Origin of the sequence: Sporomusa aerivorans (assembly GCF_041428895.1) — a bacterium.
Classification (GTDB): Bacteria; Bacillota; Negativicutes; order Sporomusales; family Sporomusaceae; genus Sporomusa; species Sporomusa aerivorans.
The window spans coordinates 5,040,257-5,052,259 of record NZ_CP156926.1; the positions used below are offsets into that span (position 1 = coordinate 5,040,257).

Consider the following 12,003-nt stretch of genomic DNA (forward strand, 5'->3'; position numbering starts at 1 on the left):
AAAAATTATTTTCTGGAACACGCCCCATAAAATGCTTGGACTGCTAGCCACAACTATTGCAGACAATAACAAAAAAATAAGTATTAAGCATTGGTAGCGAAAGGAGTTCACCATGAAGCACATCAGCCATAGAAAAAATGCCAGACGTAAGTACAAACGCCTGGTGGCCGCTCTTGCCGGCGCCGCCGTTGTCACTTCGGCCATGCTGCCTGGCCTCCCCATTTCCAAGGCTCATGCTGCAGAAAATACAGTAACTGCTATCCCGGCAGCAGCAGAAACTGCCTCCAAACCGCTCCCTCCGGCGGTCGAAACGCCGCCAGTCAAAAATACCACCGCTGAGACACCTGCTGACCCAACTCCGGCAACACCTAAGCCAGACACAGAACAGAACCGGCAAAATACGCAGGAACGCAAGCCGGATCGCCCGAAGGAAGAACGCCCTAATACTGTCGGCTCACCTGTCGCAGCCGTTAAGGCAGCAGCGGCCGCCTATGGCTTCGACGCCCGCCACGACAGCTTTTCCCTGCAGTCGCAAAGTGAGACAGAAGCGGTAGTGCTTGTGCGCAACGATAGCGGCGAAACTTATAAAGTTCGCTTAAGCAAAGATAAAGATACCTGGAGAATTGACAGTGTCAAGGAAGTCATTACCGGCGGCAGCGGCGGCGTTATCCGGTCGGGCGATCCTGTTGATGTGGTTAAAGCCAATGCCGGCACATTTGGCTTTGATGCGGCCAATGACCGCTTCAGCCTGCTGTCTGTTGCCGCCGACAAGGCCATCGTTCAGGTAAAAACCAGCGGACAGACCTTCAAAGTTGATTTGGAAAGAAAGGGTGGCAAATGGGTAATTACCACCATCCGCGGCATCGGCAACGGACAATACCCTGCCACCTACCGCCCGGCCAGCATGTATGGGTATCCCACACTGGGAGCGTCTACCGGGCCGGTTGTTGTCACCAATGAGCGGACGATTTATCGTAACGACAGTTTCAAAAACTGGGCCTGGCTTGAGCCTACTTACCCCGCCGATATGAAAATGGGTATCCTGCTGTTCAAACCAGACCCTGCGAATCCTATAGATATTCCCAATATCATTGTTGAAAAAGTGGACGCCATTGATTTTGGCCGTCAGCTAGCCCTCTATGCCCATATCGGCTCAGTAACAGAGCAGGGCTACGGTATTGGCATCGAAAAGGTCACTCAGGCCGGCAACGACTTGACGGTTACGATACGAACCAAGAGCCCGCTGGCTAATCACCGCTGGTCCTCCACCCAAACCAGCGACGTTATTCCCATTGACCGTTTATCCTTAAACTTTGCTGATCCTATTCATATCTACTTTGTTGATCAAAATGGCACTGCCTTAAGCACCTATACAATACACAACCGATAGCAAAATAATAAAAACGGGATTGCCCTGGCAACGCTACAGACCAATCCCGTTTTTTTTACTGTCACAAGGCCTTTTGCCTCCTAGCTCTCTGTTCTTAACCTAATGAAATGACTTCACCTTAGATTGCCTTCAAATGGATTGGGGTGCAGGGATAGTACGCTGGAAATTTCCACTGCGGAAAAGGGATTAATTCATTGGCCGCGAATATATTGTGGAAAAGGAGTCTGGTAGGAAGAATCATGGAGATCAATGATGTTTGCGGATAATACAGTTTATATTGTCGGCAATGCCAAAACGCAGCAGAATAACCCGATTACGCACCACTATACCCAGTTGTTCATCGGGTTTGTTGTAGAAAAGGATACAGGCAAAATTGTGACGTGTGCCAGTTCGGTTATACTGCCGCTTACCGGTGAATTCATCACCAGTTTGTTTAGCGGCAGAAGCATGCGGGAAGACTTTGAGGTCATTAAGCAGCAGATTGAAAGCCGGTATTTCGGTTCCTCACAAAAAGCCATTGTAGTGGCCTTCAAGGATGCTCAAAAAAAGTTTTTCCGAATAATCAGCGGGCAGCCCTTTGATGTAAATGACTGACTAGTAGAATAAAGCTGCTTTGTTTATAAGGCGCCGGCAAGTATTAGAAGCCTGTGCAAACGTAAACAAAATCCAGCACGATAAACCTTCTTGGCGAGAAGGTCTTATTGTGCTGGATTTTTTAATATAATTATTTAATAATACAGTACCGGGAGGCAAATCAGAGTGAAAATAGCGTCCATCAGAATTGGCAAAGTCAGCATTCCGCTGAAAAAAACTTTCAAAACAGCCTTACGGCAGGTTAGTTCAGCCGAAGATATTATTGTAAAGGTAATCGCCGATACCGGCGAGGTCGGTTTTGGCAATGCCCCGCCCACGGCCGTCATCACCGGGGATAGTCAGGATTCGATAATCGCAGCCATCCGTGATACCATCGGTCCGAAAATAACCGGAATGAATGTAGATAATCTGGAAGGAATCATGACGACAATTGATGCCGCCATGCTGCACAATAGTTCAGCCAAAGCTGCGCTGGATATTGCCGTTTATGATTTGTTCGGCAAATTGCACGGTATCCCATTGTACAAATTATTCGGCGGATTCCACAAGAGCATTGCCACTGATTTGACCATTAGTGTCAACGAGCCGGAGGAAATGGTGCAGGATTCACTCTCAGCGGTGAAAGAAGGCTATAAGGCCATTAAAATCAAAGTCGGCACCGACGCTGCCCTTGATATTAAGCGTGTGAAAGCCATCCGCGCCGCAGTCGGCTATGACGTTAAAATCCGCCTGGACGCCAATCAGGGCTGGAGTCCGAAAGAGGCGGTCAGAACAATCCGAAAATTCGAGGATTTAGGACTGGATATTGAGTTGATTGAACAACCGGTCAAAGCCCACGACTTTCAGGGTTTAAAGTATGTCACCCAAAACGTGCTTACAGACATTATGGCCGACGAAGCCGCCTTTGGCACTTATGAAGTGTTCCAATTACTGGCCATGGAGGCCTGTAATCTTGTAAATATTAAGCTAATGAAGGCCGGCGGCCTGCATAACGCGATAAAAATCGCCCATTTTGCCGAAACCATGGGTATTGAGTGCATGATGGGCTGTATGCTGGAAAGCAAGGTAGGGATTACAGCCGCTGCCAGCCTGGCAGCCGGCAAAAAGATTGTAACAAAAGCTGATTTGGATGCGGCCGTATTGCTGGCCGAAGACCCGGTTATCGGCGGAGTAACATTTGCCCAGGATCAGATTCTGCTTTCGGACCAGCCGGGGCTGGGCATTACCGATGTAAAAGGCTGGCAGGAAGTTATGTAAAAAGCAATTTTGCCAAAGGAGTGATGCGAAATCAGGCGATTGTTTCCAGATTGGTTTTCCTAAGTTATCACAATAAAATAAGGAGGTAATGAAATGGGTATTATCCTTTCGTTAGTTGTAACGTTTTGGGTAGGTTATTTAATCGTAAAAAAATATAAGCCGCAACCGGTGCTGTTTATGGCTGGAATGATTCTTATGTTTGCCGGGGTTGCTTTAGGCCTGGGTAAAATCCTGCCGGTCAAAGACAGCACTGGCTCCGTTCTCTTTGACGCATTTGAGTTTATTAAACAGACTATGAGTTCGCGTGCGGCCGGTCTGGGTCTAAATATCATGGCCGTGGGAGGCTTCGCCCGTTATATGGACCATATCGGCGCCAGCAAAGCCTTGGTGAAACTGACCATTAGACCATTACTGGCGTTTCGTTCCCCTTATCTCGTTATGGCTGGCGCCTGGGTGCTCGGCATGCTGCTGGGTTTATGCATTAACAGCGCCTCCGGCTTAGCCATGCTGTTGATGGTTACCGTATTCCCGGTACTTGTCAGTCTGGGAGTCAGCCGTCTGTCAGCCACTGCCGTTATCGCCACAACCCTCTGTCTGGACTGGAGCCCCAGCGATACCGGCACTATTTTATCAGCTAATACTGCCGGCATTGATCCGGTACTCTATTGGACCAACTATCAAATTCCGATTGCCGCCGTTGTCATACCGATAGTGGCCATCTTGCATTATGTCGTCCAGAAATGGTTTGATAAACGCGATGGCCATATTGTGCAGCCTTCCGAATTAGCGAAAGCGGAAACAGACGAAACCATCCCGCCGATGATTTACGCCATACTGCCGGCTTTGCCCTTAGCATTAATACTAATTTTCAGCAGCCTGTGGATTACCTGGATCAAAATGGACATTATCAAGGCCATGTTTATTGGCGTGGCCATCGGTATGATTTTTGAATATATCCGCTTGCGTGATGGCAAAAAGGTACTTAATGACATCCAGTCTTTTTTTGACGGGTTAGGAATGCAGATGGCCAATGTTATCACCCTGATTGTAGCCGGTGAAACCTTTGCCAAAGGCCTTGTCACAATTGGCACCATTGATTCCATTATCTCTACGGCGCAAGCCTCCGGTTTCGGCGCAGCCGGTATGATTATCGTTATGGTAGGCATTATAGCTATAGCCTCGGTAGTCATGGGCTCCGGCAACGCACCGTTTTTTGCCTTTGCGGCGTTAACTCCTACGGTCGCCGCAAAGATGTCGGTTGCTCCGGTAGTTATGCTGCTGCCGATGCATTTTGCCGCCAGCGCCGCCAGAGCCATTTCCCCGATAACGGCCGTTATCGTGGTATCCTCCAGTATGGGCGGTGTATCGCCGTTTGATGTCGTAAAACGCACCGCCATTCCCATGGCAGGCGCCCTACTGGTCATTGTAGTGGCTAACTTCCTGTTCTTTTATCAATAAATAATTTCAATAGTTAAACCAAAAGGACGGCGTTCTTACTCAGCCGTCCTTTTAGTTTATGTTGGCGGGGTGTCAAGAGATTCTGACCATTCGATTCCCTAGCTATTTGTTAACAAAGAAGCAAGAAAACCTGCTCTAGTCCTTCCATCTTACTGATCTATTCGATTCAGGCTGGTTTAGCTTTCGCTATAGCTGACTGTCCTATTTAGCAGGAATAATGAGAGGTGGCGGACAAATACTATTTGAGTACTAATCAATAGTAAAGGAGAGTCAACATGGAGTACAATCTACATATCGGTATGAAAGCCGAAAAAACAGAACAGGTTATGAGCGACAACACAGCAATAAAATACGGCAGCGGCGGCGTAGCAGTATATGCGACACCTGCTATGATAGGCCTTATGGAAGGCACCTGCCTGTCAGCCGTCGACCCGCACTTACCCGCAGGTATGGCAACAGTAGGAACTGACCTAAAAGTCAAGCATCTGGCGGCAACTCCTGTGGGCATGCAGGTTCGGGCCACTGCCGAACTTACCGGGATTACCGGCAAAAAGCTGACTTTCGCTGTCAAAGCTTTTGATGACAAAGAGCTAATCGGCGAAGGTACGCATGAGCGATATATTATTGACCTTAGCAAATTCCTGCAAAGGACGGAAGCAAAGAAGAGTTCCTAAATTATAAGCAAAACCACTTAGAATAAACATAGCCCCTGATAATGTCAGGTACAACCGCAGACTGCGCCGGTCCTCCCGGTTCAAACCGGCCGTTTTTTTCCTTAAACAAGGCCTCCCGGCGCTGCTGAAATTTTATAAAGTAGACTTAGCTTCAGGTGGGGTTTTACCCCCACCTGAAGTTTAGTCGCCCTTATCCAGGAATTAACCCGCACTTATCCCCCGCTTCTAGAGGCAGGAGTCTTAGTGCGGGTTAGTTACAGGATAAATTCTACGGTTTCAGTATGAACGGAGTCAAAAAAGCACACTAAAGAATATCTGCTAACCCTAGTATCTAATAACTCAACATGAATCAAATACATCGAAGTTCAATGCGGGAATGCTTTAGCGTTATATTGATATTCTTCATCGCCTGCTCTTCCAATTGGTAAATCCGAACCAGACAGCAATGACTATTGGCAGAGTAAGGTTTATCCACGATATCCACCGCCAGGCACCTATCCCCATTAAAGAGCTTATTAGTCCAATAATTGTCATAATACCAATACCTATGGGAAATCCCCAAATTTGGCGAGAAGAACGAGTATATTGAGGAATTTCGGTATGCTTCTCGTGTACTGGGCAAGGCGTATTTTTCTTATCTCTAATAAACCATCCGTATATCCCACTTGTTAGCATACCAATAGTAAGAAGATCAAATAAGGCCCAAAGAATTTTAAGGGGTAAACCACCGTAGTTACCCACATGTAATGGATATGCAAAACCTACGATAGCAGCATACCAAGGACGCTTCACTACGGTAGTTATCTCCCCGGTTTCAGCATCCACTAAGACTGGTGTATATAAATGTTCAGTCAAAGGAGTCATACCTTGTGTCCACACGAAGTAATGATAAGGACTAGGGTTTCCCCGTTGACCTGGGTAGGTAATGAGATCAATCTTTTCTCCCGGCATGTTTCTATGAATTGTATTTATCACCTGTTGAAGGGGAATTAGCTTTTCGGACAGAGGCTTTCCTTGGTAAGATATCAATGCTCCATCTATCACGGGTTTTGCCCATGCATGATAAATTGGTCCACGCATAGTTAGAAGAACACCCGTAAGGCTAACCACGAAGATCCATATTAAAACACTGACACCTAACATTTTGTGTAAATCCATCCACATAAGACGTGGAGCCCCTAATTGGCGAATAGTGCCAAAAGACGACCTTTTAGAAAAAGGACCATATAGTACCATACCTGATAGTAAGGCTATTAGGAATAAAAGACCAATGGCAGCAAGAGCTACTTCTCCTCTTGTCCCAGCCATTAGATTATGGTGCAGTCCCTTTATCAAACCTAAAAAATTGGATCGGGTAACGGATGTAATTTCTTCTGTTACTCGAGCAGTACTAGTATTAAATACAAGTCTATGAGATACATTGCTGTACGACATTTGAGAAGGGGTTAAACCAACAATAATATGATTTTTTTCATCTTCAAAATGTATATAATAGAACTTCTCACGTGGATAGTTTTTTTGAATAGATGTTACCATCTGTTCAACATGGAAAGGATAATTATTGCTCGACATCCTAGGCACCGGCTGATTATATACACTAGATAAATCATTGATTTCCTCAAGAAAAATCAAAGGCAACCCCGTAATACACATAATCAATAAGAAAATTGAACATATTAAGCTAGTCCATTTATGAAATGCATACCACCTATTTAGGTTACTCACCATTATGCTTAATTCTCCTTACCGTACATAAAAGCATTTTATATGACATCTTTAAGTAAGAACTTTTTTAATGATTATAGAAATGCTCTTAAAATTAAATAGGTACTGCTCACTCTACTGTGGACAGTACCTATTTAATTTATATATAAGTTCCCCTTTGATAAGTATCCCTGATATAAAACTTATAAACGTTGCTCCACTCCAATGACAAAGCTTCTCCCTGCCATTGGATATTTTCCCGGCGCAGTAGTAGAATAGCTAACCATTTCATAAGCTTCATTAGTCAGGTTATAGCCTTTCAAGTACACCATTGTATCCTTTGCAGCCTGATAACGCAGGTTCATATCCAAGGTTAGATACGAATCTGAGGTATATGCTTTCTCACTGCGCCCGGTTGCTGCCAGCATCATTAAGCCGGCATCCCATTTATCCTGCTTATACTGAACGCCTAGAGAATAACCGTTAGGACGAGTATTTAAGAGATCTAAAGCATAGGCATCTGTACCATTTTGTTTCTCCACTTTTGAATAAGAGTACCCTGCATTCACATTCCACTGATCAGACAATTGTCTCTTTATATTTAATTCTAATCCTTGCCTTTTTTCACGGTTAATATTGACGTACATCCCTTGGCTTCCAACTACATTACTCTGCCATGCTATTGCATTTTTCAAATCGCTTTTATAGATACTGGACTGCAACGTTGTTTTCCCATCTAGTTTTGTATCCATCCCGATTGTAATGGTATCAGCCGTTTCCGGTTTTAAATCTTTATTTCCCAGCCAGGATGGTGTATTGGCATATAAATCTAGTATTCTCGGGTTTTTAACAGCCTGCCCCCAGGATACATACACATTTGTCTCTGGCGATAACGCTTTATTTAGAGATATATGGGAAGTAACATCACCCCCAAACGTACTATGGTGATCATAGCGGCTGCCCAATGTTAAAGCCAAATCATTCTTTAACTTCAAACGGTTTTCTACAAATAACGCACTCGTTGTAATCTCACCTTTTAAATTTGTACCGCTGGTTAGTTCTTTAGATTGGTCCTTGCGAAGCTCGGCGCCACCAACCAAGGAAGATTTCTCATTTACCATCCAGCTTTGCTGCCATTCCGCCCCAGTTGCTTTAACATCATATTTATAAAGACTAGTAGAGTAATGGGTAGTTGCTTCACTATTATTTTGATAAATACGAAAACTATTTGCTGCACCCTTGTCTTTATTCCATGAATAGGTCAACGCGACATTAAAATCGGAAAGTTTTCTGCGCGTATCCGGATTATAGACAACACCAGTATCCACATCCCTCAAACAAAGACCAAAGCCACCATTACTTTCCATACTTTCTACTGTCAAAGAAAGTTCATCGTCATTACCAAGTTGTTTATCTATACGTAAGTTTGTATACTCTTTATCAATCTCACTGGAATTAAATTCTCTATTTTGTCCTGTTTTTGGATTTTTATAATCAAAATTATCTCGCTTTTGTTTATCATATGTAAATATATAGCTGATATCCTTCTCGACGCCTTCTGTTGTTAAGGCATATCGCTGCGAATTCCATGTACCAAATTCGGTTGTTAGTATAGTATTGTTTTCTTTTGCCTGTTTTGTAATGATGTTAATAACGCCCCCGACAGCAGCACTGCCGTATAGGGAAGAATTGGGACCGCGCACAATTTCAATACGTTCAATATTCTTTACGGCTATATTATCAATGTTCAGGCCATTAAAGCTTCCATTGGTGACATAATGCGACCAATTCATTTTTCGACCATCCACCATGATAAGAACACGATCATCGCCATTAATAATCGGGTAAGAAGCAACACTACTTGTTCCCATCGTTACATTATTTCTGGTCAAAATATCAGATATTTTACTATAAGCACCCTTTTCGATTTCTTCTTTTCCGATAACGGTAACATTGGCTGCCACTTCATTCTTTTTTACTGGGATACGGCTTGCGGTCACAACATATTCATCAAAATCAAATTCCTGTTCTTCTGCATATATATCATTTGTTACTCCCAATGATATTGCTCCGCAGATTAAGCCGAACAGTAGTCCCTTTGTCCTTCTGTTCATTAATATCTCTCCTTTATTAAGCGCTTCATTTTTTTAGACACTTGATATCAATTATCATTATCATTTCTTTTGTTATATTATAGAATAATTTTATTATTGTCAAGAATTTAATTATAAAGCTGTTACTATTAGAATCAGACTTTGATGACAAAGAGTTAATCGGCGAAGGTATGCACGAGCGATATATTATTGATCTTGGCAAATTCCTGCAAAGGACGAAAGTAAGAAGAGTTCTAAATTATAAGCAAAATCCCTTAGAATAAACATAACCCCTGATAATGGACATTATAAAAAGTCCTTATCAGGGGTTTTTTAAAATACTTATGTATCACACTTAAGATTTAATCGTGGGAATCTGTTAATAATTCATGCGAAGATGAATTTTTGATAAGCTGCGCATAGTATTCGATAATTTCCCTACGACGAACGATTCCGATAAATATGCCACTGTCATCAACTACCGGAACGAAGTTTTGCGCAATAGCCAATGAGAGCAGATCTTGTATTTGAGAATTGATATGCACCGGATTATTGGTCATTCTCCGGGGAATATCCTTTATAAGGATTCGCTCGGTATCAAAGAAGGTTAATCCAGGTGTATTTTTCACCTTCCACAGGAAATCCCCTTCAGTAATAGTCCCAGCATATTTACCCAATTCGTCGATAAGCGGAACAGCAGTATAACGATGGTACTCCATTCTTTCGAGCGCTTGGCGCATCGTGGAATTCAGAGGCATGTAGACTACTTCGTTTTTGGGGATCAGGAAAAATGCAATATTCATACGCTCCTCCAATAGCAGCGAAAAGCTATCTAAATTCGCCTGTACAGGAAAATTCTCATGAACCGCACTTCCAGTATACTACTGCTGAAGAATTATATAAAGAGGTAAGTTATTGAAAGCATTGAACTCGCTACCGATATTTTATGGTGCCAATAAAACGCTCAATGAGACAGAGTTACCGACATCACGCCTCCTGACTTTAGACAGTTCTTCTGTTAACAGCCCGTGTCTTCGGTGGATTTTACCACCTGCATTCCGGCTGCTGCAAAGCTGTGTAAAGCCGCCCGGGCGATTTGGGGGAAATCCACAACACCGGGAATAGCTGGGACAGGACTCATACAATCTTCAAGGATGTAGAATTTAGAAAGGAATTCCACGGGGTTAGACAGATTATTTTGTGCATAAAAGATAATGTCTTCCAGCGTTGCCTTTACGCAGTGACTGGCTGCCTGCCCCGCTACATATATCCTTTCTCTGTTTAACAGACTCGCCAGCAATTTGTCATTATACTGTCCCAGCGAAACTTGTTTGCCGGCAACGGTTACCGCTCTTACTTCTTCACCGAAGACACTGTAGCACTCGGAAAACTCCCTTAACCCTTTGCGGTGAAACGTAGGATCGGTCTCCCATAACAAGGAATGATAAACAGCCAGCTCGGTAAGCGCCGGCGCTAAAGCCCCGCCCACCGAGCCCTCGTCGGTATGATACTCCCATATCGTTAATTTGTATTTTCCGGTACTTTCAAGCTGACGCAGATATTCGCGTACTATCTCAGCCGCCAAAGCCGGAATCCACCTGCCGGCAACAACATCGGCATAGGATATTACGGTATATGGTTCGGGATGATTTCCCTGACTGTCCCGCCAGAACAAAGGAAAAAAAACCTGTACATACCGGTGGGTATCGAGGGTGAAGTCCAGGTATTTGATTTGCTCGATATTCCTGTACAAAAATTCAATTAGCCGGGTATTATCCTCGACCGCCCCCGGAACAAACAGACTTCCTCCCGGTAAACAAAAGTCGCCTTGCGCATCAATAATCAGAATGGAGGTTTGATTGCCGGCAGTATCGCCTTTAAATTCATGTTTATTTTCGTTTACCGCTGCCCGGATTGCCGCTTTACGCGGCATATACAAGGTTCCCACCAACGAAGGGTCATAAAACTTCGGCAAAGTCATATATAATTCTCCCTTCTATTTAACAATTAGACCAATTCAGCTTTCTGGCTAACAGCGGATAAAAGGCTTCTTCTTGTATGCGCACTAAATTGGTAGTAAACTTGGCCTTTCTTACAATTACTTCATCGCCTGCTGCCAATTCCCTATCCACTTGCCCGTCTACCGATACTAGCACTTTTTTATGATAAGCTTCCGCTACTATTTTTATTTCTTTATCATTGCCGGCGACCAGGGGACGGGCGGTAAGCAGATGGCTGGAAATCGGGGTAATAATGTTGACAGCGGTATCAGGTGGTATAATGGGCCCGCCACAGGAAAGCGAGTAACCGGTAGAACCGGTTGCCGTAGAGATAATGATGCCGTCGGCCGGGAAATTGCCCACAGCTTCTCCCCCGATAGCTACCCGTAGCCTGATTAGTTTCGCGATCGCGCCTTTAACGACGACATCGTTCAGCGCTGTATAACAGGCAAATTCTTCATTATTTCTTTTAATGACAGGTTCGATGCGGCACCGCTTGTCGATACTGTATCGACCCTGTGTGATTTTAAGGAAAGTCTGCCTCAGCTTTACGAAGCTTTCTTTCTCATTTAAGCAATCAAATTCAATATTCGTTAAAAATCCCAGATGGCCAAGATTAATTCCCAAAATGGGAATTTCCTTAACCTGTCTGGCAGTAGCCAGCATGGTGCCGTCGCCGCCGACAGAAATAACCATATCCACTTCCGGAATGGCGTTGTCAGGATAGAACGGAACAGCCGCCGCCCCAACTGAATTTATGCAGGCACTCATTTTTGCCAGGAAGGCTTCGGCAAGAGGTTTATAAGGATTCCGTACAATTCCGAATCGCATAG

Annotated in this window: 10 protein-coding genes; 5 read left to right on the forward strand and 5 right to left on the reverse strand. The window is 44.2% G+C overall.

Going from position 1 to position 12,003, the window contains the following annotated elements:
• Positions 1 to 112 precede the first annotated feature (112 nt).
• The 5 genes from SATMO3_RS24240 to SATMO3_RS24260 all read left to right on the forward strand — a co-directional run bounded on the left by SATMO3_RS24240 (position 113) and on the right by SATMO3_RS24260 (position 5,373).
• Entirely contained in the window at positions 113 to 1,390 is a 1,278-nt protein-coding gene (locus SATMO3_RS24240; protein ID WP_371372494.1) for a hypothetical protein, read from the forward strand.
• Positions 1,391 to 1,639: 249 nt separating this feature from the next.
• A complete protein-coding gene (locus tag SATMO3_RS24245; RefSeq protein WP_371372496.1) occupies positions 1,640 to 1,984 on the forward strand; it encodes a DUF3870 domain-containing protein in 345 nt (114 codons plus the stop codon).
• 165 nt (positions 1,985 to 2,149) lie between these two features.
• Positions 2,150 to 3,241 (forward strand): dipeptide epimerase, encoded by a 1,092-nt coding sequence (locus SATMO3_RS24250; protein WP_371372498.1) that lies wholly within the window; start codon positions 2,150 to 2,152, stop codon positions 3,239 to 3,241.
• A gap of 93 nt (positions 3,242 to 3,334) precedes the next feature.
• Positions 3,335 to 4,699 carry a C4-dicarboxylate transporter DcuC gene (dcuC, locus tag SATMO3_RS24255; protein ID WP_371372500.1) on the forward strand — a complete coding sequence of 455 codons (1,365 nt, stop codon included), beginning with the start codon at positions 3,335 to 3,337 and terminating at the stop codon, positions 4,697 to 4,699.
• Between the two features lie 275 nt (positions 4,700 to 4,974).
• Complete coding sequence (locus tag SATMO3_RS24260) at positions 4,975 to 5,373, forward strand: thioesterase family protein (RefSeq protein ID WP_371372502.1); 399 nt, start codon at positions 4,975 to 4,977, stop codon at positions 5,371 to 5,373.
• Between the two features lie 402 nt (positions 5,374 to 5,775).
• On the opposite strand, the gene SATMO3_RS24265 is transcribed toward SATMO3_RS24260, so the two are convergent.
• The 5 genes from SATMO3_RS24265 to SATMO3_RS24285 all read right to left on the reverse strand — a co-directional run bounded on the left by SATMO3_RS24265 (position 5,776) and on the right by SATMO3_RS24285 (position 12,001).
• Complete coding sequence (locus SATMO3_RS24265; RefSeq protein ID WP_371372504.1) at positions 5,776 to 7,101, reverse strand: PepSY-associated TM helix domain-containing protein; 1,326 nt, start codon at positions 7,099 to 7,101, stop codon at positions 5,776 to 5,778.
• Positions 7,102 to 7,280: 179 nt separating this feature from the next.
• Positions 7,281 to 9,191 carry a TonB-dependent receptor plug domain-containing protein gene (locus SATMO3_RS24270; RefSeq protein WP_371372506.1) on the reverse strand — a complete coding sequence of 637 codons (1,911 nt, stop codon included), beginning with the start codon at positions 9,189 to 9,191 and terminating at the stop codon, positions 7,281 to 7,283.
• Positions 9,192 to 9,532: 341 nt separating this feature from the next.
• The gene (locus SATMO3_RS24275) at positions 9,533 to 9,973 is read right to left on the reverse strand and encodes a CBS domain-containing protein (RefSeq protein ID WP_371372508.1); all 441 of its coding nucleotides are present in this window, start codon (positions 9,971 to 9,973) and stop codon (positions 9,533 to 9,535) included.
• Positions 9,974 to 10,188: 215 nt separating this feature from the next.
• A complete protein-coding gene (locus tag SATMO3_RS24280; protein WP_371372510.1) occupies positions 10,189 to 11,151 on the reverse strand; it encodes a hypothetical protein in 963 nt (320 codons plus the stop codon).
• 19 nt (positions 11,152 to 11,170) lie between these two features.
• On the reverse strand, positions 11,171 to 12,001 hold the full coding sequence (locus tag SATMO3_RS24285) for an NAD(+)/NADH kinase (protein WP_371372512.1): 831 nt from the start codon (positions 11,999 to 12,001) through the stop codon (positions 11,171 to 11,173).
• Positions 12,002 to 12,003 lie beyond the last annotated feature (2 nt).